Source organism: Streptomyces sp. NBC_00663 (genome assembly GCF_036226885.1).
In the GTDB taxonomy this organism is placed as follows: domain Bacteria; phylum Actinomycetota; class Actinomycetes; order Streptomycetales; family Streptomycetaceae; genus Streptomyces.
Map to the genome: position 1 here is coordinate 7700122 of NZ_CP109027.1, position 25298 is coordinate 7725419.

The 25298-nt window shown below is 71.7% G+C and carries 20 protein-coding genes and 1 tRNA gene; 11 read left to right on the top strand and 10 right to left on the bottom strand.

The features are described from left to right. The first annotated feature begins 252 nt into the window (after positions 1 to 252). The 4 genes from OG866_RS34915 to OG866_RS34930 all read left to right on the top strand — a co-directional run bounded on the left by OG866_RS34915 (position 253) and on the right by OG866_RS34930 (position 4161). Positions 253 to 1203 carry a hypothetical protein gene (locus tag OG866_RS34915; protein ID WP_329341005.1) on the top strand — a complete coding sequence of 317 codons (951 nt, stop codon included), beginning with the start codon at positions 253 to 255 and terminating at the stop codon, positions 1201 to 1203. A gap of 30 nt (positions 1204 to 1233) precedes the next feature. Continuing rightward, positions 1234 to 2757 (top strand): APC family permease, encoded by a 1524-nt coding sequence (locus OG866_RS34920; RefSeq protein ID WP_329341006.1) that lies wholly within the window; start codon positions 1234 to 1236, stop codon positions 2755 to 2757. A 74-nt stretch (positions 2758 to 2831) separates the two neighbouring features. Next, a complete protein-coding gene (locus OG866_RS34925) occupies positions 2832 to 3557 on the top strand; it encodes a molybdopterin-dependent oxidoreductase (protein ID WP_329341008.1) in 726 nt (241 codons plus the stop codon). Beyond that, positions 3541 to 4161, top strand: a complete 621-nt coding sequence (locus OG866_RS34930; RefSeq protein WP_329341010.1) for a cytochrome b/b6 domain-containing protein — start codon at positions 3541 to 3543, stop codon at positions 4159 to 4161. The genes OG866_RS34925 and OG866_RS34930 overlap by 17 nt, the downstream gene beginning before the upstream one ends. Positions 4162 to 5319: 1158 nt before the next feature. Here the strand turns inward: OG866_RS34930 and OG866_RS34935 are convergent. Together OG866_RS34935 and OG866_RS34940 are read right to left on the bottom strand one after the other, a co-directional pair. Beyond that, positions 5320 to 6717, bottom strand: coding sequence for a GntP family permease (locus OG866_RS34935; RefSeq protein WP_329341012.1), 1398 nt, complete (start codon positions 6715 to 6717; stop codon positions 5320 to 5322). 48 nt (positions 6718 to 6765) lie between these two features. Then, positions 6766 to 7272 (bottom strand): gluconokinase, encoded by a 507-nt coding sequence (locus OG866_RS34940; RefSeq protein ID WP_329341014.1) that lies wholly within the window; start codon positions 7270 to 7272, stop codon positions 6766 to 6768. Between the two features lie 127 nt (positions 7273 to 7399). Between OG866_RS34940 and OG866_RS34945 the strand changes: the two genes are divergently transcribed. After that, positions 7400 to 8101: a FadR/GntR family transcriptional regulator gene (locus OG866_RS34945; protein WP_329341016.1), complete on the top strand. Its 702-nt coding sequence runs from the start codon at positions 7400 to 7402 to the stop codon at positions 8099 to 8101. A gap of 6 nt (positions 8102 to 8107) precedes the next feature. On the opposite strand, the gene OG866_RS34950 is transcribed toward OG866_RS34945, so the two are convergent. From OG866_RS34950 to OG866_RS34970, 5 genes are all read right to left on the bottom strand, one after another. Further along, positions 8108 to 8482, bottom strand: a complete 375-nt coding sequence (locus tag OG866_RS34950) for a YchJ family protein (RefSeq protein ID WP_329341017.1) — start codon at positions 8480 to 8482, stop codon at positions 8108 to 8110. Positions 8483 to 8494: 12 nt separating this feature from the next. Beyond that, the gene (locus OG866_RS34955) at positions 8495 to 9838 is read right to left on the bottom strand and encodes a M1 family metallopeptidase (RefSeq protein WP_329341018.1); all 1344 of its coding nucleotides are present in this window, start codon (positions 9836 to 9838) and stop codon (positions 8495 to 8497) included. A 68-nt stretch (positions 9839 to 9906) separates the two neighbouring features. Further along, positions 9907 to 13761, bottom strand: a complete 3855-nt coding sequence (locus OG866_RS34960; protein WP_329341019.1) for a Pls/PosA family non-ribosomal peptide synthetase — start codon at positions 13759 to 13761, stop codon at positions 9907 to 9909. A gap of 263 nt (positions 13762 to 14024) precedes the next feature. Further along, positions 14025 to 15584 carry a pectate lyase family protein gene (locus tag OG866_RS34965; RefSeq protein ID WP_329341020.1) on the bottom strand — a complete coding sequence of 520 codons (1560 nt, stop codon included), beginning with the start codon at positions 15582 to 15584 and terminating at the stop codon, positions 14025 to 14027. A 157-nt stretch (positions 15585 to 15741) separates the two neighbouring features. Then, a tRNA-Leu gene (locus OG866_RS34970) sits at positions 15742 to 15829 on the bottom strand. 186 nt (positions 15830 to 16015) lie between these two features. On the opposite strand from OG866_RS34970, the gene OG866_RS34975 reads away from it, so the two are divergent. From OG866_RS34975 to OG866_RS34985, 3 genes are all read left to right on the top strand, one after another. Beyond that, complete coding sequence (locus OG866_RS34975) at positions 16016 to 17341, top strand: M20/M25/M40 family metallo-hydrolase (RefSeq protein WP_059196582.1); 1326 nt, start codon at positions 16016 to 16018, stop codon at positions 17339 to 17341. Between the two features lie 143 nt (positions 17342 to 17484). Continuing rightward, the gene (chpH, locus tag OG866_RS34980) at positions 17485 to 17718 is read left to right on the top strand and encodes a chaplin ChpH (RefSeq protein ID WP_329341023.1); all 234 of its coding nucleotides are present in this window, start codon (positions 17485 to 17487) and stop codon (positions 17716 to 17718) included. A 124-nt stretch (positions 17719 to 17842) separates the two neighbouring features. Then, positions 17843 to 18721 carry a chaplin gene (locus OG866_RS34985; protein WP_329341024.1) on the top strand — a complete coding sequence of 293 codons (879 nt, stop codon included), beginning with the start codon at positions 17843 to 17845 and terminating at the stop codon, positions 18719 to 18721. 66 nt (positions 18722 to 18787) lie between these two features. On the opposite strand, the gene OG866_RS34990 is transcribed toward OG866_RS34985, so the two are convergent. Then, entirely contained in the window at positions 18788 to 18976 is a 189-nt protein-coding gene (locus tag OG866_RS34990; RefSeq protein ID WP_005485166.1) for a DUF5703 family protein, read from the bottom strand. Between the two features lie 47 nt (positions 18977 to 19023). Here OG866_RS34990 and OG866_RS34995 point away from each other — a divergent pair, with 47 nt between their 5' ends. Then, complete coding sequence (locus tag OG866_RS34995; RefSeq protein WP_329341027.1) at positions 19024 to 19686, top strand: hypothetical protein; 663 nt, start codon at positions 19024 to 19026, stop codon at positions 19684 to 19686. Between the two features lie 98 nt (positions 19687 to 19784). Here OG866_RS34995 and OG866_RS35000 read toward each other — a convergent pair whose 3' ends face one another. After that, positions 19785 to 22049, bottom strand: coding sequence for a helix-hairpin-helix domain-containing protein (locus OG866_RS35000; protein ID WP_329341028.1), 2265 nt, complete (start codon positions 22047 to 22049; stop codon positions 19785 to 19787). Continuing rightward, positions 22046 to 23032, bottom strand: a complete 987-nt coding sequence (locus OG866_RS35005) for an aldo/keto reductase (RefSeq protein WP_329341030.1) — start codon at positions 23030 to 23032, stop codon at positions 22046 to 22048. The genes OG866_RS35000 and OG866_RS35005 overlap by 4 nt, the downstream gene beginning before the upstream one ends. Before the next feature lie 177 nt (positions 23033 to 23209). Between OG866_RS35005 and OG866_RS35010 the strand changes: the two genes are divergently transcribed. After that, positions 23210 to 24265: an LLM class F420-dependent oxidoreductase gene (locus OG866_RS35010; RefSeq protein ID WP_329341032.1), complete on the top strand. Its 1056-nt coding sequence runs from the start codon at positions 23210 to 23212 to the stop codon at positions 24263 to 24265. Positions 24266 to 24500: 235 nt separating this feature from the next. Next, the gene (locus OG866_RS35015) at positions 24501 to 25289 is read left to right on the top strand and encodes a ferritin-like domain-containing protein (RefSeq protein WP_329341034.1); all 789 of its coding nucleotides are present in this window, start codon (positions 24501 to 24503) and stop codon (positions 25287 to 25289) included. Positions 25290 to 25298: the final 9 nt, after the last annotated feature.

The window sequence follows — 25298 nt, forward strand, 5'->3', positions numbered from 1 at the left end:
CCACATCCGGGGCACATCCGGGCGATGTCCAGGCACGGAGTACCGCCGTGAATATTCACAACTGCCCCACCAGTCCCACAAGTTGACGCGTGTAACGCCCGTTCGAACCTTGACGGGAACCATTGGCTGCGGGTTTGCTGTCCGTGATCAGTTGCCCACGCCCTGATGATCGGTTCCGCCGGTCAGCCCCGTGGGCCAGTTGCCCCTGCCGACAGTCGACGTCGCGCCACGTCGCACGAGGAAGTCTCCGCGGTGTCCCCACCCCCGCCACCCCTCGGCCGCAGCCGCCGACGCGCGGCCCAGGCCTTCGACGCCGCCCTCGACGACGCCGAACTCGTCGCCGCCCGCTCCGCCCTCGCCCAGGGCCGCTGGCAGGCCGCCCGCTCACTCCTCGCCCACACGGGCGACGACTGGGACCTGCGCGGTCACCGCGTCACCGGCCTCGCCCAGGAGCCCTACAGCGCCGCCTGGACGCGCGACTGGCAGCTCGCCGAACCCGAGTCCGCCGACGCCGCCGTCCTGCTCGCCCTCGCCCAGGTCCAGCGCGCCCTGCGCGGCAAGGAGAAGCCGGACCGCGCCCGCGAGGCCTGCCGTGCCGCCGCCGACCGGGCGCCCGCGGATCCCACGCCCTGGCTGGGCCTGCTCCTGCTGGAGCAGGGCTCTACCGCCGCCGAGAACGCGGTCCGGCTCTTCGAGCAGATCCGCGCGCGCTTCGCCGACCACCACCACGCCCACCACCTGATGGTCGCCCGCCTCGCCGAGCACCGCGCCGCTTCCGGCCCCGACCCGCTCCACGAGGTCTACGACTTCGCCACCTGGGCCGCCGAGCAGGCCCCCGCCGACTCGCCGCTCGCGATCCTCCCGGTCATCGCCCACGCCGAGCGCTACCGCGTCCTCGCCACCGCCGGACACGAGCCCCCCGACCCGGCCGCCTCGGGACACTGGGTCGGCCGCCGGGCCCGCCAGGTGATGAAGTCCGCGTTCGACTGGTGGCTGGAGTGGGAGCACGAGGGCCACCCCCGCCGACTGGTCGACCTCAACTTCCTCGCCCACGCCAAGGTCTGCGAGGGCCGCGGCGCCGAGGCCGCCGCCCTCTTCCACCGCATCGGCGAGCACGCCACCCCGGCCCCCTGGTCGTACCCCGACCGGGACCCGCACTCCGCCTTCCGTGCCGCACGCGACAGCGCGCTCGGCACGGCGTAACGCCCCCGAACCCAACTAAGGACGGTCCCGATGACCACGAGCAGAGCCAGCGCCGGCGACGGCATCAGTACCTACAAGGGCCAGGAGCGGGCCCTGCGCGCCGACCGCCTGGGCACCGGCGGCCTGCTCCTCTCCGTCCTCGCCGCGACCGCCCCCCTCATGGTCGTCGCGGGTGTCATGCCCACCACATTCGCGGTGATGGGCATCGTCGGCCAGCCGCTGCTCTTCGTCGTCCTCGGCGTGATCCTCATCCTCTTCAGCGTCGGCTACGCCGAGATGAGCCGGCACGTCCACAACGCGGGCGCCTTCTACGCGTACATCTCCCGCGGCCTCGGCGGCACCGCCGGCGCGAGCGCGGCCCTGGTCGCCCTGGTCGCCTACAACGCCCTCCAGGTCGGCATCTACGGCATCTTCGGCTTCGAGGTCTCCGGCCTCTTCGCCACCTACGCCGACCTGGAGATCGCCTGGTGGATACCGGCGCTCGCGGCGGTGGCCGCCGTCGGCGCGCTGGGCTGGCTGAAGATCGACGTCAACGCGAAGGTGCTCGGCGTCCTGCTGGTCATCGAGGTCGCCCTGGTCGTCATCTTCGACATCGCCGCCGTCGCCGACCCCGCCAAGGAGGGCCTGTCCCTGCACGCCTTCAACCCGGACACCCTCACCGGCGCGGGCGTCGGCACCGCGCTCTGCTTCTGCATCGCCGCCTTCCTCGGCTTCGAGCAGGCGCCCGTGTACGCCGAGGAGACCAGCCGCCCGCACGTCCTGGTGCCGCGCGTGATGTTCCTCGCGGTCGGCGGGGTCGCCGTCTTCTTCGCGCTCAGCAGCTGGGCCCTCACCGTCGCCACCGGCCCCTCCGCGATCGTCGGCGAGTCCCAGCAACAGAGCGCCGGACTCCTCTTCGGCCTCACCGAGTCCCGCCTCGGCGGCACCTTCACCGACGTCCTGCACGTGCTCTTCGTGACCGGCATGTTCGCGGCCATGGTCAGCTTCCACAACGTCGTCGCCCGCTACGCCTTCGCCATGGGCCGCGAGGGCCTGCTGCCGCGCGCCTTCGGCCGTACGACGGATTCGAGCGGCGCACCCGGCACGGGTTCGCTCCTCCAGACCGCCGTCTCCGCGCTGGTCGTGATCGCCTTCGCGGTCGCCGACGACAAGCCGACTGGCGACCCGACCGAGCCCGTCCTGCATCTGTTCACCTGGGGCGGCAACATCGGCGCCCTCGGCGTGATCCTGCTGATGGCCGCGGCCTCCTTCTCGGTCGTCGTCTTCTTCGCCCGCCGCGGCGCCGCCGGCGCCCAGGCCTGGCGGCTGGTCACCTCCGCCGTCGCGGGCACCGCCCTCCTCGTCATCGCCGGCTACACGGTCAAGGACTTCGACGTCCTGGTCGGCGCGGGCCCCGGCTCGTCCCTGAGCTGGCTCCTGCCCGGCATCATCGGCGCGGCCGTGCTCGTCGGCCTCGCCCAGGGCCTGTACCTGCGCTCCCGCTCACCGGAGGCCCACGCCCGCATCGGCCTGGGCAACGAGGCGTTCCAGCTGGAGAAGGCGGCGTCGTCGTAAGAAGTCCTTACGAATCGCTGACCGGCACCCGCGAACCCTGGTCCGCCGGGGTCCGCGGGTGTTCGAATGACTACGTGAATCCGGAACAACCCGAGGCGACAGGCAGGCCCATCGGCCGCCGCGTCCTCCTCGGCACCCTCGGCCTGGGCGCCGTCGGCGTGGTCACCGCGCCCACCCTGCAACGCGGTCTGGAGGCCTTCCTCGGCAGCGCCGCGGACAAGGACCCCACCGGCCTCACCGGACTGCTCCCCAACGGCGGCGGCTTCCGCTACTACTCGGTCGCCTCCTCCGTCCCCCACAAGAACGCCGCGAACTACCGCCTGAGAATCGACGGCCTCGTCGACCGCCCGGCCACCTACACCCTCAACGACCTGCGCGCGCTGCCCCAGACCCGGATGGTCAAGGACGTCCAGTGCGTCACCGGCTGGCGGGTCCCGGACACCCCGTTCGAGGGCGTACGCCTCTCGCACCTGCTCGACACCGCCGGCGTCCGGGCCGAGGGCACCGCCATCCGCTTCTCCTGCTTCGACGGCACCTACACCGAGAGCCTCACCCTCGACCAGGCCCGCCGCGCCGACGTCCTGGTCGCCCTGCGCATGCAGGACAAGGACATCGGCCACTCCCACGGCGGCCCGGTCCGCCTCTATGTGGCCCCCATGTACTTCTACAAGTCCGCCAAGTGGCTCTCCGGCATCACCGTCACCAAGGACGTGGAGCCCGGCTACTGGGAGGGGCGCGGCTACGACGTCGACGCCTGGGTGGGCCGTTCGAACGGGCGGGACGATGACCCTACGAGCTGACGCCCCGCCCGCGACGAGGATCCGCCGCTTCGGACGCGCGCAACGCTGGGTCCACCGCACGACGGCCGCCCTGATGGGCGTCTGCGTGGCCACGGCTGCCTGTCTCTACATCCCCCAGTTCGCCGAACTCGTCGGCCGCCGCGAACTGGTGGTCCGTATCCACGAGTGGGCGGGCCTCGCCCTGCCCGTGCCGGTGCTCGCGGGCCTCGCCTCCCGCGCCTTCCGTGCCGACCTCGGCTTCCTCAACCGCTTCGGCCCGCACGACCGCCGCTGGCTCCACGCCGCCCTGCACCGCGACAAGCGCCCCTCCTCACGCCCCGCGGGCAAGTTCAACGCCGGGCAGAAGATCTACGCCTCCTGGATCGCCGGCGCCACCCTGGTCATGCTCGGCACGGGCCTGCTGATGTGGTTCACCCACCTCACCCCGATCCAGTGGCGCACCAGCGCGACCTTCGTCCACGACTGGCTGGCCCTGACCATCGGCATCGTCCTCGCGGGCCACATCGGCATGGCCCTCGGCGACCCGGAGGCCCGCCGCGGCCTGCGCACGGGCCTGGTCAGCAAGGAGTGGGCCGAGCGAGAGCACTCCCTGTGGCGCCACTGACCCGGACGGTGTCTCTCCCTGTGGCGCCACCGGCTCGCTCGGAGTCGCGGTCACATCGGGCGCTACGACGGTGAAGGCGCCCTCCGCCCGCACCTCGACGCCGCCGAACTGAACGGCCACGTCGACCTTCCTCGGCAGTCCGCCCGGGTCGAGCGTCGGCACCACCACGTCCAGCACCACCCGGTCACCCGCCTCAGAGCCGAGCACCGGCGGCCCGTCCGGCAGCCGCCCGTCGATCAGTACCCGCCCGTTCCGCGGCAGTTCGGCGGGGTCGAAGTAGACGCCGGTCAGCTCGACGGCGACGGTCTCGCCGGACCGCGCCTCGCCGTCACCGCCCGGGTCGACACCGGCCAGTCGATAGGCGCAGGCGGGTGTGGCGCCGGAGGAGGCCCCGAGCCGCACGGTCGCGGCGGGGTGCCGCCGGTGGAAGTCCAGCAGCCCGCCGAGGACGGCGTACGCGGCACGCCCCTTGCAGGTGTCCGCCCGCCCGGCGAGGGCGGTGTACTCCTCGGCCGCCGTCTCCCAGCCGCCGCCGCTCTTGCCCTGCACGGAAAGACAGGCGGAGGCCAGCCCGCGCAGCAGCCGCCACTCGGGATCCGTCGACGCGGCCGGGATGCCGTCGAGGACGGTCCCGCACTCGGCGGGGGCGCGGAGCCGGTCGTAGGCGCTGGACGGGTCCGAAGTGCCGTCGGTGTCGGGCGAGTTGGGGCCGGGTGGTAGCCACGGAGGGCTCTGGAGAAGCCGGTCGCCCGGCGAAGGCGAAGGCGAAGGAGTGGGGGAGGGGCTGGTACTTCCGACCCCGCGTGGGCTGTCGGTGACGTGCGGGGTGTCCGCGTGGCCGTCGGGTGACGGGCGGGCCGGCGGGGGAGAGGGCGGGGGTGCGACCCCGCGTCCCGCGGGGGCGTCGCTCGACGGACCGGCGGTGACGACCCTGCCGCCTCCGTTTCCCTTGTCCGGCGTGTCCCTCCCGTCCCCGGTGAAGGCCGCGGCGGCCACCGCCACCGCTCCCGCGACGAGCAGCCCCGAGACACGCACCCCCAGGGAAACCGCCATGACGCCCCCCGACGACGGTAGGCCCCTGGGGTCAGAACCCAGGGGCCTCCCATCATCGGGCCACCGGCGGCCGCTACGGAAGCCGGTGACGGGGACCTCGTACCGCTAGATGATCAGCGAGAGCAGCAGGACCAGACCGCCCGCGACCACCGAGATGATCGTCTCCATGACGGACCAGGTCTTGAGGGTCTGCCCGACGCTCAGGCCGAAGTACTCCTTCACCAGCCAGAAGCCGGCGTCGTTGACATGGCTGAAGAAGAGCGAGCCGGCACCGATGGCGAGGACGAGCAGGGCCGTGTGGGTCGTCGACATGTCGGCGGCCAGCGGGGCGACCAGACCGGCCGCGGAGACCGTGGCCACCGTCGCCGAACCGGTCGCGAGACGGATCGCGACGGCGATGAGCCAGGCCAGCAGCAGGGCCGGGATCGACCAGTCCTTGGAGATGTCGAGGATCATCGCGCCCACGCCGGTGTCGATCAGCGTCTGCTTGAAGCCGCCGCCCGCGCCGACGATGAGGAGGATGCCCGCGATGGGCGCGAGCCCCTTCTCCACCAGCGGCGTAAGGCGGTCCCGGCCGAACCCGGCGGGGCGCAGCAGCGTGAAGATGCCGAGGATGACCGAGGCGAGCAAGGCGATCAGCGGGGAACCGATGACGTCGAAGACCCGCTGCGTGGTGTTCTCGGGGTCGTCGATGACGATGTCGACGAGCGCCTTGGAGAGCATCAGCACGACCGGCAGAAGGATCGTCGTCAGCGTGGCGCCGAAGCCGGGACGCTTCTCCAGGTCCTCCGAGGGGCGCTGCGGAATCATCTTGTCCGGGGCCGGGACGTCCACCCAGCGGGCCGCGTACCGGGAGAACAGCGGTCCGGCGATGATCACCGTGGGGATCGCGACGAGGACGCCGAGCGCCAGCGTGACACCCAGGTTCGCCTGGACCGCGTCGATCGCGACCAGCGGGCCGGGGTGCGGCGGGACCAGGCCGTGCATCACGGACAGACCGGCGAGGGCCGGGATGCCGATGCGCATGAGCGAGTAGTTGCCGCGCTTGGCGACCATCAGCACGACCGGGATCAGCAGGACGACGCCGACCTCGAAGAACAGCGGCAGACCGATCACCGAGGCGATGAGCACCATGGCCCAGGGCATCGACCGGCCGCCCGCCTTGGCGAGGATCGTGTCGACGATCTGGTCGGCGCCCCCGGAGTCGGCGAGCATCTTGCCGAGGATCGCGCCCAGCGCGATCAGCACGCCCACGCCGGCCACGGTGGTGCCGAGACCGGTGGTGAAACTGGCGATGGCCTTGTCGAGGGGCGCTCCGGCGAACGCGCCGAGCGCCAGCGACCCGATGGTCAGCGACAGGAACGCGTGGAGCTTGAACTGGGTGATGAGCAGGACGATGACGGCGATGCCCGCCAGGACGGCGATGCCCAGCTGAGCGTGACCGGCCGAGGTGATGGGCTCGACGGGGTCCGCTGCCAGCAACTCGACGCTGAGTCTGGTCACGGGGGTTTCCCTTGCAGGTACGGAGACGGGGGAGAGGGCTGCGGGGGGTTACGGGAGTTCGGTCAGGGCCTTCGCGGCCCGTGCGGTGATCTCCTCGGGGCTGCCGGTGACGTCCACCGCGACACCCGTCTCGTCGCCCTCCAGCGGCTGGAGGGTGGCGAACTGGGAGTCGAGCAGCGCGGTCGGCATGAAGTGCCCCTGCCGATGCGACATCCGGTCCTCGATGAGGGCGCGGTCGCCCGCGAGGTGCACGAAGACGAGCCCGGGAGCGGCGACGCGGAGCCGGTCGCGGTACGACCGCTTCAGCGCCGAGCAGCTGACCACCCCGCCGAGCCCCGCCCGCCCGTGCGCCCAGTTGCCGATGGCGTCCAGCCATGGCCACCGGTCGTCGTCGGTGAGCGGGGTGCCGGCCGTCATCTTGGCGATGTTGGCCGGCGGGTGGAAGTCGTCGCCCTCGGCGTACGGGACGCCGAGCCGGGCGGCGAGCAGGGGACCGATGGTGGTCTTGCCGGTGCCCGCGACGCCCATGACCACGACGACATGGGGGGTGTTCATCGCTGCCTACCTGTCTTCGTTGACGTGATGTCGACGCAACTGAAACTCATTAGGTACGACGAATCAAGAGTCTGTGACGAATAAGTCTGACTTTTTGAGTCCGTGATCCGCCGCGTACGCTGAGTGCATGAGCACACCGGGCCGGGGTCTGCACGGCCAAGTACTGGACACCCTCGGCCCCGCGATCACCGCGGGTGAGTACCCGCCGGGCAGCGTTCTGCGCACGGACGAACTGGCCAAGGAGTTCGAGGTCTCCCGCTCGGTGATGCGGGAAGCGGTCCGCGTCCTGGAGTCCATGCACCTGGTCGAGTCCCGCCGCCGGGTGGGCGTGACGGTCCGCGCCAAGTGCGAGTGGAACGTGTACGACCCGCAGGTCATCCGCTGGCGCCTGGCCGGCACCGACCGCCCCCAGCAGCTGCGCTCGCTGACGGTCCTGCGCTCGGCGATCGAACCGGTCGCGGCGGGCCTGGCGGCGAAACACGCCACGGCGGAACAGTGCGCGGAACTCACCGAGTCCGCCCTGGGCATGGTCGCCCACTCACGCGGCCACCAGCTGGAGGGCTATCTGCTCCACGACATGGTCTTCCACCGGGTGATCCTCGCGGCCTCGGGCAACGAGATGTTCGCCCGCCTCGGCGATGTCGTCGCGGAGGTCCTGGCCGGCCGCACCCACCACGAGGTCATGTTCGAGGACCCCGACCCGGCCGCGGTCACCCTGCACGTCCAGGTCGCGGAGGCGGTCCGGGAGGGCGACGCGGTCCGCGCGGAGACCCTGACCCGCGAGATCACGGTGGGCGCGCTCCAGGAACTGGACATCCTGGCGCCGTAGCAGGCGTTACGCGGGGAACTCCCCGTCGACGTACACCCAGGCCCCGTCCACCCGCTCGAACCGACTGCGCTCGTGCAGCGAGCCCCCGGCGTACGAGGCCCGGAACTCCACGGTCCCGGTGCGGTGGAACGCGGACCCGTCGCCCGTGCCCAGAATCTCCAGCCCCGTCCACCGCGTCCCGGGATCGAGATCGAGCCGCGCGGGCCGCGTCCGCGGATGCCAGGTCCGCAGCAGATACCCCGCGTCCAGCCGCACGAAGGCGCAGTACCGGGACCGCATGAGCGCCTCGGCGGTCGGCGCGGCGGCGGCACCGGAGTGATAGCGCCCGCAGCACTCGTCGTAGGACCGGGGCAGGCCACAGGGGCAGGTGCGCGCGTTCATGGCACCCATTCTCTAGCCGGCCGCCCGGGTCTCCGGCATCGGCAGCGGAGGCAGCTCCGCCCCGAACACCCACGCGTCGAACACGTCGTCCAGCGGCTCGGGCGCGAACCGGGCCGCATGCGCGGTGAACGCCGTGGTCGTCACCGCACCACCCCGGTGCAGCCCCGCCCAGCCCCGCAGCATCCGGAAGAAGGGCTCGTCGCCCATCGCGCAGCGCACCGCGTGCAGGGTCAGCCCGCCGCGCTCGTAGAGCCGGTCGTCGAACATCGACTTACGGCCCGGGTCGGCCAGCCGCAGATCCTGCGGCAGCCCCGACAGCAACCGGTGCGCGGCGGCGGCGAGTTGCTGGGCGGAACGGCCGCCCGAGCGCTCCGACCACAGCCACTCCGCGTACTTCGCGAACCCCTCGTTGAGCCAGATGTGCCGCCAGTCGGCGATCGAGACACTGTTCCCGAACCACTGGTGCGCCAGCTCATGGGCGACCAGCCGCTCCGAACCCCGCGCCCCGTCCACATGGTTGGCGCCGAAGAGCGACAACCCCTGTGCCTCCACGGGCACATCGAGCTCCTCCTCCGTCACCACCACCGCGTACTCGTCGAACGGGTACGGGCCGAACAGCTCCTGGAAGAGGTCCATCATCTGCGGCTGGCGCGCGAAGTCCCGGGAGAACTCGGGAAGCAGCTGCGCCGGGATGTGCCCGTGCTGCGGCACCCCGCCGGGCCCCGGATCACCCAGCAGCACCGTCTGGTACTTGCCGATCGCCAGCCCTACCAGATAACTCGACGTCGGCGCCGACTGCTCGTACACCCAGGTCGTCGTGGAGGCACGGGTCGTCCGGGTCAGCAGTCTGCCGCCCGCGACCACCGCGTACGCCGACGGCGACGTGATCGAGATCTGGTACGACGCCTTGTCCGCCGGGCGGTCGTTGCACGGATACCAGGACGGCGCCCCGATCGGCTGGCTCGCCACCAGCGCCCCGTCCTCCAGCTCCTCCCAACCCAGGCCGCCCCACGGGCTGTTGACCGGCTTGGGATTGCCCGACCAGTGCACCTCGACGGTGAAGGCGGCCCCCGGGCGGACAGGCTTCGCGGGGCGGACCCGCAGCTTGCCGCCGCGGTGCGAGTAGTGCGGCTGCCGCCCGTCCACCCGCACCCGCCCGATCCTGAAGTCGGCAAGATTGAGCACGAACTCGGTGAGCGGCGAGCGGCCCGCTATGGCGTTGATCCGGGCCGTGCCGGACAGCCGGTTCGGGCCCGGACGGTAGTCCAGCGCGAGCTCGTACCGGTGCACCCGGTAGCGCGCGTCACCGTTGTCCGGGAAGTACGGGTCGGACCCCGCCGCCTGCTGAACCGCCACTGCCTCTTCTGCTCCCTGCGCCGTACTGCCACTCAGAGTGTCGCCCACGGGCTCTGAGCGGCCCGCGCTCAGGGACGCCATGCCTCGATCGGATTGCCGAGCCAACGGGTGTCGTCCGGCACGGACTCCGCGGCCATGACGAGCGACGCGGGACCCAGGGTCGTACGGGCCCCGATCGTGCTGCCGGGCAGCACGATCCCGCCAGGACCCAGCGTCGCGCCCTCACGGAGGACCACAGTATCCGTCCGCAAGATCCGGTCGTGGAAGAGGTGCGTCTGGAGCACACAGCCCCGGTTCACCGTCACCGCGTCCTCCAGCGTCACCAGATCCGTCTCCGGCAGCCAGTAGCTCTCCAACCAGACACCTTTGCCGACCCGCGCCCCGAGCCCCCGCAGCCACGCCGTCATCAACGGCGTACCCGGCACCGAACCCGCCAGCCACGGCACCGCCACGACCTCGACGAACGTGTCCGCCAGCTCGTTGCGCCACACGAAGGAACTCCACAGCGGATGCTCCCCGCTGCGATGCCGCCCCACGAGCAGCCACTTCGCCGCCATCGACACCAGCCCCGCCGCCGCACCGGCGGCGAGCAGGACGACTCCGGCGAGCAGCCAGGCCCACGGTCCCAGCACGCTCAGCGCGGCGATCGTCAGCACGGCCAGCCCGGCCGAGCAGAACACGGGCACGATCCGGCACAGCTCCACCAGCCCGCGCGCCCACAACAGCCGGGCCGAGGGCTCGTAGGTCCGGCTCTGGTCGCTGTCGGCCGCGCTGCGCGGCAGCTTCACCGGCGGCAGCCCCAGATACGACGTGCCCTTCTTCGCCTTCTTCGGCGTCGCCGACAGCACCCCGACCAGCCCGCCGTCCGGCACGGTCCGCCCCGGCCCGGTCATCCCGGAGTTCCCGAGGAACGCCCGCCGCCCGATCTCCGCCCGCCCGATCCTGACCCAGCCGCCACCCAGCTCGTACGGCGCGGTCAGCGTGTCGTCGGCCAGGAACGCGCCCTCACCGACCGTCGTCAGACTCGGCAGCGCCAGCACGGTCGACACCTCGGCACCCCGCCCGATCCGCATCCCGAGCAGCCGCAGCCACACCGGCGTGACCAGCCCGGCGTACAGCGGGAACAGCATCTCGCGCGAGCGGTCCATCAGCTGCGTGACCGTCCACGCCTGCCATCCGACCCGGCTGTGCGTCGGATACGTCCCCTCCCGCAACCCCAGGCTCAGCAGTCGTACGGCGACCAGGAGCACCAGCGCGTACGCGAGCCCGAAGGCGAGAGTGGCCGGGACGAGGGCGAGGAACGCACCCGACAAAGGAGCGTCCCCGGCGATGAAGGGCCGGGCCGCCAGGAACGCGGCGCCGCCCGCCAGCGCGGGAAGCAGGCTGAGCGCGAGACCGGTGACGCCGTACATCACCCGCCAGTACGTGCCCCGCACCGGCCGTTCCTTCGGCCAGTTGCGCTTGGCCTTGCCGAGCTTGACCGCGGGCGCGCCCGCCCAGCGCTGACCGGTCGGGATCTGCCCGCTGACCGCGGACCCCGGCGCCACCTCGGCCCGCTTACCGACCCGGGAGCCCGGGAACAGGATGCTGCGCGTGCCGATGACGGCGTGCCCGCCCACCCTGACCGGGCCGATCTCCAGCCGGTCGCCGTCCAGCCACCAGCCGGACAGGTCCACCTCGGACTCCACCGCGGCGCCGCGGCCCAGCTTGAGCATGCCGGTGACCGGCGGCAGCGAGTGCAGGTCCACGTCCGGGCCGATCCTGGCGCCCAGCGCCCGCGCGTACCGCTCCAGCCACGAGCCGGTCAGCGAGGTCGCCCCGGTGTACTCGGCGAGCCGCTCGGCGGTCCACAGCCGCAGGTGGACGCTTCCTCCGCGCTTGTAGCGGCCGGGCCGGACGCCTCGCAGCAGCAGCCGGGCCCCGCCCGCGGCGATCGCGAGCCGTCCGGGCGGGCTGTACAGCAGCAGGGCACCGGCCCCGACCAGCCACCAGGAGGCGGACGGCAGCCAGCCGTAGGCAGGCAGGAGGTTCCCGAGGGCAGCCAGCGGCACCATCCAGCGCAGACCCAGCAGGGTGAACAGGGGGAGCAGAACGAGGAGTTGGATCACCTGGGCGCCGAGCGGCACCGGCGCGATCACCCGCGCGGCCCCGTCGTCCTGCGCGGACTCCTCCAGGTGGCGGGCCAGCTTCCGCAGGGTGGGCTGCTGGTAGATGTCGAGGACGGCCGCGCTCGGGTAGCGGGTGCGCAGCCGGGTGGTCAGCTGGGCGGCGGCCAGGCTGGAGCCGCCTATGGCGAAGAAGTCGTCGCGGGCAGTGGCGACCGGCATCCCGAGGACCTCGGCCCACTGCTCGGCGAGCCAGGCCTCGGTGCCGTACAACTGCTCCTTGGGACCGCCTGTTTCGAGCCCTTCCAGGGGCCAGGGCAGCGCGTCGCGGTCCACCTTGCCGGAGGTCCGCGTCGGCAGCTCGTCGACCGGCGCGAGCAACGGCACCAGCGCGGCGGGCAGTTCGGCACGCAGCTTCTTCACGGCCGCCGCCTGGTCCCAGCCGTCCTGCGTGACGACATAGCCGACCAGCAGCTGATTGCCGCCGCGTGCGGTCCGTACGGCGGCCGCGGCTCCGGCGACACCCGGCAACGCCTGGAGCGCGGCGTCGACTTCACCGAGCTCGATCCGTCGCCCGCCGAGCTTGATCTGCTCGTCGGCCCGCCCGAGGAAGACGAGCCCCTCGGGCTCCGCCTGCACCAGGTCCCCGCTGCGGTACGCGCGTTCCCAGCCCAGCGACTCCAGCGGAGCGTACTTCTCCGCGTCCTTCTCGGCGTCCAGATAGCGCGCCAGCCCGACCCCGCCGATCACCAACTGCCCACTGGCGCCCATGGGTACGGGCTCGCCGGCCTCGTCGACGACCGCCAACTCCCAGCCGCGCAACGGCAGTCCGATCCGGATCGGCTCCTCGCCGGTCATCAGCGCGGCGCAGGCCACGACGGTCGCCTCGGTCGGCCCGTAGGTGTTCCACACCTCGCGCCCCTCGGTCACCAGCCGCTGCGCCAGCTCGGGCGGGCAGGCCTCACCGCCGAAGATCAGCAGCCGTACGTCGTTGAGCGTCTCCGGCTCCCAGAGCGCGGCGAGCGTCGGCACCGTCGACACGACGCTGATCTCCTGCTCGACCAGCCAGGGCCCGAGATCGGCCCCGCTCCTGACCTGCGCCCGCGGCACCGGCACCAGACAGGCCCCGTACCGCCACGCCAGCCACATCTCCTCGCAGGACGCGTCGAAGGCGACCGACAGGCCCGCCATGACCCTGTCACCCGGAGCGATGGGCTCGTCGGTGAGGAACAGTGCCGCCTCGGCGTCCACGAACGCGGCGGCGCTGCGATGACTGACGGCGACGCCCTTCGGCTTCCCGGTGGACCCGGAGGTGAAGATGATCCACGCGTCGTGCTCGACCCCGGGCCGCGCGGCGGGTGTCTCACCGCGCCCGGTGACGGTCAGCTCGTGCCGGGCCCCGATGACGGCCCGTACCTGCGCCTCCCCGAACACCAGCTCGGCCCGCTCGTCCGGATCCTCGGCGTCCACCGGCACATAGGCGGCACCGGCGGCCAGTACGGCGAGAACGGCGACGTAGAGATCATTGGTCCCGGACGGAACCCGCACCCCCACCCGGTCCCCGAGCCCGACCCCGGCCGCCGCGAGGCTGCGCCGCAGCCGCTCCACCTCGACGGCCAGCGCGCGGTAGGTGAGGCAGGTCGTGCCGTCGTCCAGGGCGGGCTCGTCGGGGTAGGCGCGCACCGACGCGTCGAAGATGTCGACGAGCGTGCGCGGAGAGGCCGCAGGCCCCCCGGAGAGACGTGCCGTGTCCCCGAACCGCTCGCGGATCTCCTCGTCGAGCAGGCCGAGAGCACTGCTCTCGTGAATGGCTGCCATCGGTCCTCGCGTCTCGATCCGGAGAGCCCCCGGGCGCTGGCGGGCCCGCAGGTCTGCCTGGGGTTGTCCGGGTCCAGCTCGTAACAAGCCGGAAATTTTAGTACGACGCTAGGTCCGGACCCCTTGGGCAGCCACTGGAGAGGCCCGTCCGGGTGGGTACCCGAACGGGCCGCACACCGTCTGACCTGCGGAACCCGGCGGTGGACGAGACATGCCCCACATCACCCAAGAGCTCCGAGAACAGGCGGAGTTGGTGCTTTTGTTTACTTGGCGTACGTCTCGAATTCAGCGACCTGTGGGGTGCCGTTCGCGCTGCTGATCACGAAGGTGAGCTTCTTCAGCGAGGTCGAGGCGAAGGAGATCGTGCCCGCGCCGGTGCCGGAGGTCACAACCGTGCCGGTGTCGCCGTTGAGGACCTGCCAGGAGCCGATGCGGCCCGCGGCGGCGGAGGTCTCCTTGATGACGGCCTTCGAGACGGTGGTGGCCGAGCCCCACTTGATGGAGACGCTGCCGGTCGAGCCGCTCGGGGACCAGTAGGTGCTCGTATCACCGTCACGGACGTTGCCGTAGCTGGTGCCGTCGGCCTTGCTGGAGCCGTCGGAACCCGCGCCGATGCTGAGGTTGGTGCCGGTGGGCGTGGTGGCGGTCGCGGTGGGCGTCGCCGTGGGCGTGGCCGTGGCGGTCGGCGTCGCGGTGGCCGTGGGGGTCGTCGCCGTGCAGCTGCCGTCCGACACCGCGAGGCCCTTGCCCGCGCCCGCCGTCTTGGCCACGATCGCCGGGACGCAGGACGCCTGGTCCAGGGTGTAGGCGTACGGGATGCTCACCGAGGTGTTGGACACCGGGTTCGGGCCCGCCGGGTTGTTCTCGTCCCCGGGGGAGGACCAGGTCACGTTGTCGAAGACGTTGCCGCTGACCTGCCAGTACCCGGCGAGGTCGGTGTAGAAGGTGCCGAGGACGTCCTTGGAGTCCTCGAAGTAGTTGTTGTCCACCTTCGCCTTCGCGCCGGCCCGCGAGTTGATGCCGGACTCGTTCAGGCTCACGTAGTGGTTGTTGTACATGTGCGCCGTGCCGCCGCGCAGCAGGGGCGCACGGGAGTCGATGTTCTCGTACAGGTTGTGGTGGAACGTGACATAGCTGCTGGAGAGGTCGCTGTCGCTGGAGTTGATGAGCCCGCCGCGGCCCGAGTTGCGCAGCGTGCTGTACGACAGCGTGACGTACTGGGTGTTGGCCTTCAGGTCGAACAGGCCGTCGTAGCCCTCCGATTCGCCGCCGGAGGCGAGGAGCGAGACGTGGTCGACCCAGACGTTGTGGACATCGCTCTCCATGCCGATGGCATCACCGCCGTTGGAGGTGGGCGAGCCCGACTTCTTGACGTTCTGGACGGTCACGTTCTGGATGATGATGTTGCTGGACTCCCGGACGTGGATGCCCAGTTGGTCGAAGACGGCACCGCTGCCCACGCCGACGAGCGTGACGTTGCTGATCTGCTTCAGCTCGATCACGCCGTCCGCCGTGTTGCAGCTGCCGCCGGAGACCTTGCTGGTGTTGGCGTGGTTGATGGTGCCCTCGACCTGGATGGTGATCGGGGTGCTGCTGCTGGCCCGGCCGCACAGGGCCTGGTGGATCTGGGTGCCGGTGGTGGCCTTGACGGTCGTCCCGCCCGCCCCGCCGGTGGTCCCGCCGTTCTGTGTCGCGTAGCCGGTGGCGCCCGGGGTGGCCGCGGAGGCCTCCGGCATCACCAGGGCCGTGCCGGCCGCGGCCACCAGGCCAAGCCCGGCCATCGCCGCGTACAGCTTCGGGGAACGTGCACGTGCTCGTCTCATCCGCTTCATCCCTGTTCGTCCCTGAAGGGGGGTGCTGGATGGTGCTGTGTGTCAGGGAGTGGTCACCGCGGACGGCGCGGAGGTTGCCGACCTGGCGGCGGAGATTTCACGAATGTTGGGGAAAAGCAAAAAACCCCTGATCAACAGGGGTTTCAGCTGGTGTCCGAGGGGGGACTTGAACCCCCACGCCCGATAAAGGGCACTAGCACCTCAAGCTAGCGCGTCTGCCATTCCGCCACCCGGACAAGGTGTCTGTCGCGCGGGTTTCCCTCGCGGCGACAGAGAAAACATTACCAGGCTTTCGAGGTGCTCCGATCACCCCCTCGCTCCCGCGTGAACGGCGTGTGACGGACCGGGTCCGGTCTTGGGCACAGCCGGTCGGAGAGAGAGGATGAGGGGAACCACCAGCAGGTACAGCGGGAGGAACCAGCGTGAGCGGGACGGACACGACCAGGCACGTCACCGGCGAGGACGAGGTCGTGGACCTCTGCCGCGAGCTGATCCAGATCGACACCAGCAACTACGGCGACCACTCGGGGCCGGGCGAGCGCAAGGCGGCCGAGTACGTCGCCGAGAAGCTCGCCGAGGTGGGCCTCGACCCGCAGATCTTCGAATCGCACCAGGGGCGTGCCTCCACGGTCGCCCGCATCGAGGGTGAGGACCCCTCCAAGCCCGCGCTGCTCATCCACGGCCACACCGACGTCGTACCGGCCAACGCGGCGGACTGGACCCACCACCCGTTCTCCGGTGAGGTCGCGGACGGGTGCGTATGGGGCCGGGGCGCCGTCGACATGAAGGACATGGACGCGATGACCCTCGCGGTCGTCCGCGACCGGCTGCGCAGCGGGCGCAAGCCCCCGCGCGACATCGTCCTCGCCTTCCTCGCCGACGAGGAGGCCGGCGGCACGTACGGCGCCCGGTACCTCGTCGACAAGCACCCCGACCTTTTCGAGGGCGTCACCGAGGCGATCGGCGAGGTCGGCGGGTTCTCCTTCACCGTCAACGAGAACCTGCGGCTCTATCTGGTCGAGACCGCCCAGAAGGGCATGCACTGGATGCGGCTCACCGTGGACGGCACCGCCGGCCACGGCTCGATGACCAACACCGACAACGCCATCACCGAGCTGTGCGAGGCCGTCGGCCGGCTCGGGCGGCACAAGTGGCCGGTGCGGGTCACCAAGACCGTGCGCTCCTTCCTCGACGAGCTCTCCGACGCCCTCGGCACCGAGCTGGACCCCGAGAACATGGACGAGACCCTCGCCAAGCTCGGCGGCATCGCCAAGATGGTCGGCGCGACGCTCCAGAACTCGGCGGCGCCGACCATGCTCGGCGCCGGCTACAAGGTCAACGTCATCCCCGGCCAGGCCACCGCCCACGTCGACGGCCGCTTCCTGCCCGGCTACGAGGAGGAGTTCCTCGCCGACCTCGACCGCATCCTCGGCCCGCGCGTGCGCCGCGAGGACGTGCACGGCGACAAGGCGCTGGAGACCGACTTCGACGGCCGGCTCGTCGACGCCATGCAGACCGCGCTGAGCGCCGAGGACCCGATCGCGAAGGCCGTGCCCTACATGCTCTCGGGCGGCACCGACGCCAAGTCCTTCGACGACCTCGGCATCCGCTGCTTCGGCTTCGCGCCGCTCCAGCTGCCGCCCGAGCTCGACTTCGCGGGCATGTTCCACGGCATCGACGAGCGGGTGCCCGTGGAGGGGCTGAAGTTCGGCGTGCGGGTGCTGGACCGTTTCATCGACGCGTCCTGACGTTGACGTTGCTTATCGGGCGCGCGTACGACTGCGACTGAGAAGGGTGAATGCGCTCATAAGCTCGTAGCTCCATTACTCCCTCCTCGTTACAGGTGATGCGATCGGCAACACCAGATCGCTTTTGCCAACAAGGAGGAATAATGATCAAGAAGGTCGTCGCCGCTGCGGCTGCCACTGGTGGCCTCGTTCTCGCCGGCGCGGGCCTCGCTGTCGCCGACGCGGGTGCTCAGGGTGCCGCCGTGCACTCCCCGGGTGTCCTGTCCGGCAACGTCGTCCAGGTGCCCGTCCACGTCCCGGTGAACGTGTGCGGCAACACGATCTCCGTGATCGGCGTGCTGAACCCCGCCTTCGGCAACACCTGCATCAACAAGTGACGCCGATCCACTGAGGGTCAATTCCACGTCCGTCGGCCTCGGAGCGCGCGCCATGCGCTCCGGGGCCGACCGGTCTTTTCACGAGGATCGCAGGTCGGAAACGAAGGCAGGGGGAATTCAGGAAATGCGACAGGTCACCCGCAAAGGCCTGATGACGGTGGCGGCGGCCACGGGCGTGATCGCCGCGGCCGGGGGCGCCGCCCACGCCGACTCGGGGGCGAGCGGCTCCGCGTCCCACTCACCCGGCGTGCTGTCGGGCAACACGGTGCAGGCACCGGTGCACGCGCCGGTGAACGTGTGCGGCAACACGGTCGACGTCGTCGGGGTGCTCAACCCGGCGGCCGGCAACAAGTGCGCCAACCAGAGCGGCTCGTCCGGCTCCGGTGGGCACGGTTCCGGCGGACATGGGGGACACGCAGGTTCCGGGGGCGGTTCGTCGTCCGGCGGGCACGCCTCGGACTCGCCGGGCGTCGGCTCCGGCAACCATGTCGAGGCGCCGATCGACGCGCCGGTCAACGTCTGCGGCAACAGCGTCGACGTCATCGGCATCGGCAACTCCACCACGGGCAACGAGTGCGGCAACGGTGGCGGCTACGGCGGTGATCACGGGGGTGGCCACCCGGGCACGCCGCCCGGTGGCGGCGGCGACCACCAGACGCCGCCTCCCGGCAACCCCGGGAACCCCGGTACGCCCGGTAACCCCGGTACGCCCGGGAACCCTGGCACCCCTGGTAACCCAGGCACTCCCGGTAATCCCGGAAACCCGGTGGAGCCAAGCCGGCCCGGCACTCCGGGCGCGCCGCCCTCCTCGGGCGTCGAGACACCCGGTGGCGGGACCTCGGGCGGCAGCCACCCGGGGACCCAGACCGTCACCCAGCCCCGCGGGACCGCCCAGCTCGCCCACACGGGCAGCGACCTCCCGCTGGGTCTCACCCTGCCGGTCGGCGCGGGCGCGCTGCTGGCGGGCGCGGTGCTCTACCGCAAGGCACGCGCCTCGGCGTGATGGATCACACACAGAACGGAGCGGGCCCCGCAGCTGCGGGGCCCGCTCCGTTTCCCTGGCTTCACCTCACCAAGTGGCCCGCACCTGGCGGATGATCCTGCGGCGCAGCCGCACCCTGCGGCTTCCGTCACGCAGCAGGCTCAGGCGGTCCAACTCCCAGTGTCCGTACTCGGCATGGTCCGTCAGCAGACGTGTGGCGTCCTTGCGGGAGACCCCGCGCGGCACGTACACGTCGACAAATTCGTATTCCGGCATCGCATCTATTGTGCGGGCTGGGGCTCGGTACGGATAGCGTCTGCACTATGTCTGATGCTGTGCAGCCCACCGCTGCCGAGGTACGTGCCGCCGCCGAGGCGGTCAAGACCGCGCTCGACCGCCACCTGGCCGCGGTCGAACGCCGGTCGGGGGAGGACGACCAGGCCGTCTACGAGGCGTTCAACGAACTCGCCGCGGCCGCCGAGGCGTACGACGAGCTGCTCTACGACCGCTATGACGAGGTGACGCCTTTCGAGATCCCCGGCGGGGAGGAAGAACTGCCCCCGTACGCGGGCCCCGAGGAACCCAACGCGCTGAGCGTGCTGATCCGCCGTGACTACGCGGTCGCGGAGCCGCAGCGGCTCCTGGCGCAGGCCCAGCGCATCGAGGCGGCGGACTCCGACGCGGAGGCCTCCGGCACGGTGCACGGGGCGCTGGGGCTGCTGTTCGGTGAGTACGAGCCGGACGAGATCGCGTCGCGGCACAAGGAGTTCGGCCTTGAGGAGGGCGACTCCACGCTCTGGGTCACGGCGGCGGACGAACCGGCCGATCCCGGGGAGTGGCTGGAGGAGCCCTTCGAGGGCGTGGATGCGCAGCAGGTGGTGTGCCGGTTCGATGTGAGCGCGGTCTTCGACGAGGAGATCGACGACGAGCTGGACGAGCTCGATACGGATCTGGACGAGGACGGGGATCTGGAGCGGCGCGCTTAGCCGAGTGCCGGGCTTGAGCGGCGGCGGTCACGGAGGTTCGGTTTCCGTGACCGCCGCGGGTTTTTGCACGGGTGCGCCGTGGGGGCTCCCCGCGCCCCTTAGGCGGGCTGGCCTGACTGTGGGCTCAGAAGTACCGGAAGACGGGTTGTGCGGGGCTTCGGCTGGATTTCGGCCACTGCCTTCGGGAGGGCCTGTTCCGCGCCGTGGACGACCGAGAGGTGGCGGGCGGCCCTGCCGAAAGCCGTGTAGACCCAGGGGCGGGTGAGGGACTGGGTGGCGTCGCCCGGGAGGACCACGACCACGGCAGGCCAGCGGCCGGAGGCCGCCTGGTGTGCGGTCAGGGCCCAGCCGTGGCGGACGGTGTGTTCCACCCGGTCTTTCGGGACGACGACGCTCTCGCCCGAGCAGCTCAGGTGCAGGCCCTCGGCGTCCGCCTTCACCACATGGCCCGGCAGGGTGCGGCCCGGTGCGGGGGAGTAGACGACGCGGTCGCCGGGGTCGAAGCCGCCGAAGCGGCCCGGGCCCGGGTTGAGGCGTTCCTTGAGGGCCGTGTTGAGGGCGCGGGTGCCCGCCGCTCCGCCGTGGCCCGGCGTGATCACCTGGGTGTCCTCGGCGGGGACGCCGATCGCCCGGGGCACGGAGTCGGCGACCAGCTGCACGGTCCGGTGCACGGCCTCGCCCGCGTCCCGCACCGGCACGATCACGATCTCCTTGCCGGGGGCCTCGACCTGGTTCAGCTCGCCGATGCCGATGCCGGAGACCAGCTCGCCGAGCGGCCCGGGGTCGGGGAGCCGGGAGGCGACCTGGGGGCAGACCCGCGCGGCCAGCAGATCGGCGAAGACCCGGCCGGGCCCCGCCGACCACAGCACCGCCGGATCCCCGGCCAGCAGCAGCCGCGCCCCGTCCGGCAACGACTCCGTGAGCAGCGCCGCCGTCTCCACGTCCAGCTGGGGTGCGTCCAGGACGACGAGGAGGTCCAGGTCCAAGGCGCCGTCGGTGTCCCGGCCGGGGCCCTCGGTGCCGGAGAGGAGGCCGCCGACCGTGACGACGGTGGCCGCCTCGGCCGGGGTCGCCAGGGCCGCGAAACGGTCCCGCCCCAGGGGGCCGTGGGCCGCCGCCCAGGCGCGCAGGCCGAGGCGCTCCGCGGCTCGCAGCAGTGCCGCCGGTTCCGCCAGGGACGCCTCGCCGCCGGTGTGCAGGACCAGGCCGTGGCCCGCGACCGCGCGGATCAGCTCACCGGCCGAGCCCGGCGCGGAGGCGGCGGCATGCTCCCAGTCCTCGGCCGAACCGTCCTGTTTGGGCGCCGAGTTGATCAGCCGGCCCAGGCCGTCGGCGAGGCTCTCCTCCGCCATCGCGTACCGCTCCAGACCGACCAGGATCCGCACCGGACGCTCCTCGTCCTCCCCTTCGGGCTCCGGGGCCCGGGGGTCGAGGGCGTCCTGGAAGACCAGGGCCTCGCCCTCCGCGAGGGTGTTCTGCACGGCGGCGTCGGCGTCCGGCACGCCCTGCTTGCCCAGCGCGGCGACGAGCGTGGGCAGTTCGAGCGCCGTGTGCCCGGCCAGCGCGGCCTGCTCCAGGAGCCAGACGGTCACGGCACGGCCCCGGCGCTCGTCGTCCGGGCCGCACTCTTCGCCGAGCAGCGCCCGCGCGAACCCGTCGGCCTGCTCCGGCCGTACACCGGTGACGCGCAGCAACAGCCAGGGATCGGCGCGCAACTGCTCGGCCGCACCCTCTCCCAGCCCCGCGGCGACCTGCGGGACGAGTGCTTCAGGGGCGCCGCCCTCGGCCAGTACGCTCCGCACGGACTCGACGGTCTGCGCGGCGGGGGCCGTAGGTGCGTCCGCCGCGACGGGCTGGGGGCGTCGCACGGGTTCCGGGGCGGGCCTGCGTGGTGCCGGGGGCTCGCTGAAGACCGCCGCGACCGGCTTGGCGCCGCTCTCCACCGCCCGCACGGCGGCGAGCAGATCGGCGGCCTTCCCGCTGAGCTTCGCCCCCGCCTCGACGGGCCCCTGCTTCTCGGCCTTGCGCCGCTCGATCCGCTCCCGTTCGAGCTTCTGCGCCGCGAGCTCGGCCTCGGCCTCGGACAACTGCGCGGCGGCAGCGCCCTCCCCGCCTGCCGTGCCCTCACCCTGCTCGCCGTCAGCCGTGGAAGCCTCGTCGGTTGCCTCGTCGGTGGCTTCGTCGGTGGCCTTGTCAGCGTCCGCGTCCGCGTCGGTCTCGGCGGCGGCGCCCGTCGGCTCCGCCCCGTCCGCGTCGGTCACCGCGTCCGTGCCGGCGTCGTCGGCCGCTTCGGCCGCGGTGCCCTCAGCGGGCTCCGGCGTGTTCGGCTCGGTCTCCTCCGTGGGCCCCGGCTCCGTGCTCACAGCGTGCTCCAGTCGTGATCGGGATAGCGGTGCACGGGCGCCGACACGTCGTCGAGCGCCCGGCAGATCTCGTCAGGAAGACTAAGGGCCTCCACTGACAATGCCGCCGTGAGCTGCTGCGCGTTGCGCGCGCCGACGATCGGCGCGGTCACCCCGGGCCGGTCGCGGACCCAGGCGAGGGCCACCTGGAGCGGGGTCACGGCGAGCCCGTCGGCCGCGGTCTGTACGGCGTCCACGATGCGGCTCGCCGTTTCGTCGAGGTACGGCGCGACGAACGGCGCCAGATGGTCGGAGGCGCCCCGCGAGTCGACGGGCGTGGCCTCCCCCCGGTACTTGCCCGTCAACACCCCCCGCCCCAGCGGGGAGGAGGGCAGCAGACCGATGCCCAGGTCCAGCGCGGCGGGCAGCACCTCGCGCTCCACGCCCCGTTGGAGCAGCGAGTACTCCAGCTGCGTGGCGGCCAGCCGGGTCCGGGTGCCCGGTGCCGCCAGTTGCCAGGTCGCGGCCTTGGCGAGCTGCCAGCCGCAGAAGTTGGAGACGGCGGCATAGCGCGCGCGCCCGCTGCCGACCGCCAGGTCGAGCGCCTGGAGGGTCTCCTCCAGCGGGGTGTCGGGGTCGTAGGCGTGGACGTGCCACACGTCGACGTAGTCGGTGCCGAGCCGGGCCAGCGAGGCGTCGAGCGCGGAGAGCAGATGGCCGCGCGAGCCGTCGACGCGGCGGTCCGGGTCCGGGACGCTGCCCGCCTTGGTGGAGATGACCAGGTCCCGGCGCGGGACCAGCCCTTCTATGAGGCGTCCGAGCAGATACTCCGCCTCCCCGTCGCCGTACACGTCCGCCGTGTCGACGAGGCTCCCGCCCGCTTCCCAGAACGTCTTCAAGAGGTCCGCGGCGTCGTGCTCGTCGGTGTCCCTGCCCCACGTGAGGGTGCCGAGTCCGATACGGGACACGCGCAGGCCGGTGCGGCCGAGATGCCTCTGCTCCATGAGCGCCGACATTACTGGCCTGAACCAGAGGTGTGGGGGCCTGTGGACAACCAGTTTCCCTGATCGTTCCGGGGGTTCCTGTGGGCGGAAGAACACGACCGCGAACTGCCCCGATCCATGACCCCGCGCTAAGGTCAGCCCACAAGGGACGTTACTGATCGGTAAGGGGAATCGGCCATGCAGCTCGGCATCAACCTCGGTTACTGGGGCGCCGGAATGGACGCGGACAATCTCGCCGTCGCCCAGGAGGCCGACCGCCTCGGGTACGCCGTGTGCTGGGCCGCCGAGGCCTACGGCTCCGACGCGGCCACCGTGCTCAGCTGGGTCGCGGCGCAGACCGAGCGCATCGATGTCGGCTCGGCCATCTTCCAGATCCCGGCCCGCCAGCCGGCGATGACCGCGATGACCGCCGCCACCCTCGACTCGCTCTCCGGCGGCCGCTTCCGCCTCGGCCTCGGTGTCTCGGGCCCCCAGGTCTCCGAGGGCTGGTACGGCGTCAAGTTCGACAAGCCGCTGGCCCGCACGCGTGAGTACGTGGAGATCGTGCGCAAGGCGATGACCCGCGAGCGGCTGTCGTACGAGGGCACGCACTGGACGCTGCCGCTGCCCGGCGGCCCGGGGAAGCCGCTCAAGCTGACCGTGCACCCGGAGCGCGAGCACATCCCGCTCTACATCGCCGCGATCGGCCCCAAGAACCTGGAGCAGACCGGCGAGATCGCCGACGGCGCCCTGCTGATCTTCCCCTCCGCCGCGCACCTGGAGGAGACCACGATCAAATACCTGCGGGCCGGGCGCGAGAAGGCGGGGAAGAGTCTCGAAGGCTTCGACGTCCACCCGACGGTGCCGCTCGCCCTGGGCGAGGACAAGGACGTGGCGACGCTCGCCGACACCTTCCGCCCCTACACCGCGCTCTACGTCGGCGGCATGGGCAGCGCCAAGCAGAACTTCTACAACCAGCTCGCCCAGCGCATGGGCTTCGAGGCGGCCGCCGCCGAGGTCCAGGAGAAGTACCTCGCGGGCGACAAGCAGGGCGCCGCGGCCGCCATCCCGCACGACCTGATCGACCAGACGACGCTGCTGGGCTCCGTGGACCGCATCGCGGACCGGATGAAGGAGTACGCCGCGGCCGGTGTCACCTCGCTGAGCCTCGCTCCCGCCGGGTTCACGCTCGACGAGCGGATCACCGCGCTGCGCGCCGGGGCCGAGGCCCTGGAGCGGGCCGGGCTCGCGTAACACCGGCTTCAGGAGGTCGGAAGTTTCTGCGGCCGTGGTGGGGGCTCGGGGGTCTTCCCCGCCACGGCCGTCACGCAGAACAACGCGCGCGTGCCCGCCGGGTTACGCCCCCGACGTGACCCCGTGGGTCCTCCTTTTGGCGGAGTTGTCCGACACAGCTGTTGCAGCACCTCTCTCGCCGCATTTGACTCGTTCTTTGCGGAGTGCCGCGGAGCCCCGCAGAGAGGTGCCCACGATGCTTTCGGCCAAGAGTCTGTTCACCGAGATCCTCGACAACGACGATTCCTTCCGGCTGTTCTGTTCCGTCGCCGCCAGCGGCGAGTCGCAGGGCGGCTGGGAGAACGCCCGCATCGCCGCGCTCGTCCCGGAGAGCGAGCGCGAACTCGCCCCCAAGATCACCCGGCACGGCGCCGACGAGGACAAACACGGCCGGATCTTCAACGCCCTGATGAAGAAGCGCGGCCTCGACCCCGCCCCGGTGCCCCCCGAGACCGACTACACGATGCTCCTGGAGCAGCACGGCATCGGTCTCGCCCACGACAAGCTCAAGGCCGACCAGCCGCTGACCGTGCGGGACATCGTCACCTACCTCGCCCACAGCCGCGTCACCGAGCAGCGCGCCTCCGAGCAGATGGAGCTGCTGCGCAAGCACTTCGCCGACCACCCCGAACTCGGCCGCGCGGTGAAGATGATCTCGAGTGACGAGGACAACCACCTCGCCTACTGCCACGAGGAGTTGCTGCGCTTCGCGCGCGCGGGCCACGGCCGGGACATCCAGCGCATCCTCAGGGAGTGCGCCCTCGCCGAGATCCGCGTCTACCGGGACGTCAGCCTCGCCGTCATGGCCCACATGGGCCGCATCCTGGGCTGGCCGAGGGCCAAGGCGGCGGTCCTGGCCGCGGGCATCCACGCCGTGTACGCCTACGAACGGGCCGCCGGCTGGCGCCGGATGGTGTCCCTGAACATGCCCGAACGACGCGACGCGCTCGGCGGCCCGGCCACCGCGGCCCCCGAGTTCGCCTGAACCGACGGT

Coding starts and splice junctions, on each gene's coding strand:
- OG866_RS34920 (WP_329341006.1), top strand. CDS start 1,234: ATGACCACGAGCAGAGCCAGCGCCGGCGACGGCATCAGTACCTACAAG.
- OG866_RS34930 (WP_329341010.1), top strand. CDS start 3,541: ATGACCCTACGAGCTGACGCCCCGCCCGCGACGAGGATCCGCCGCTTC.
- OG866_RS34940 (WP_329341014.1), bottom strand. CDS start 7,272: ATGAACACCCCCCATGTCGTCGTGGTCATGGGCGTCGCGGGCACCGGC.
- OG866_RS34945 (WP_329341016.1), top strand. CDS start 7,400: ATGAGCACACCGGGCCGGGGTCTGCACGGCCAAGTACTGGACACCCTC.
- OG866_RS34950 (WP_329341017.1), bottom strand. CDS start 8,482: ATGAACGCGCGCACCTGCCCCTGTGGCCTGCCCCGGTCCTACGACGAG.
- OG866_RS34960 (WP_329341019.1), bottom strand. CDS start 13,761: ATGGCAGCCATTCACGAGAGCAGTGCTCTCGGCCTGCTCGACGAGGAG.
- OG866_RS34965 (WP_329341020.1), bottom strand. CDS start 15,584: ATGAGACGAGCACGTGCACGTTCCCCGAAGCTGTACGCGGCGATGGCC.
- chpH (WP_329341023.1), top strand. CDS start 17,485: ATGATCAAGAAGGTCGTCGCCGCTGCGGCTGCCACTGGTGGCCTCGTT.
- OG866_RS34985 (WP_329341024.1), top strand. CDS start 17,843: ATGCGACAGGTCACCCGCAAAGGCCTGATGACGGTGGCGGCGGCCACG.
- OG866_RS34990 (WP_005485166.1), bottom strand. CDS start 18,976: ATGCCGGAATACGAATTTGTCGACGTGTACGTGCCGCGCGGGGTCTCC.
- OG866_RS34995 (WP_329341027.1), top strand. CDS start 19,024: ATGTCTGATGCTGTGCAGCCCACCGCTGCCGAGGTACGTGCCGCCGCC.
- OG866_RS35005 (WP_329341030.1), bottom strand. CDS start 23,032: ATGGAGCAGAGGCATCTCGGCCGCACCGGCCTGCGCGTGTCCCGTATC.
- OG866_RS35010 (WP_329341032.1), top strand. CDS start 23,210: ATGCAGCTCGGCATCAACCTCGGTTACTGGGGCGCCGGAATGGACGCG.
- OG866_RS35015 (WP_329341034.1), top strand. CDS start 24,501: ATGCTTTCGGCCAAGAGTCTGTTCACCGAGATCCTCGACAACGACGAT.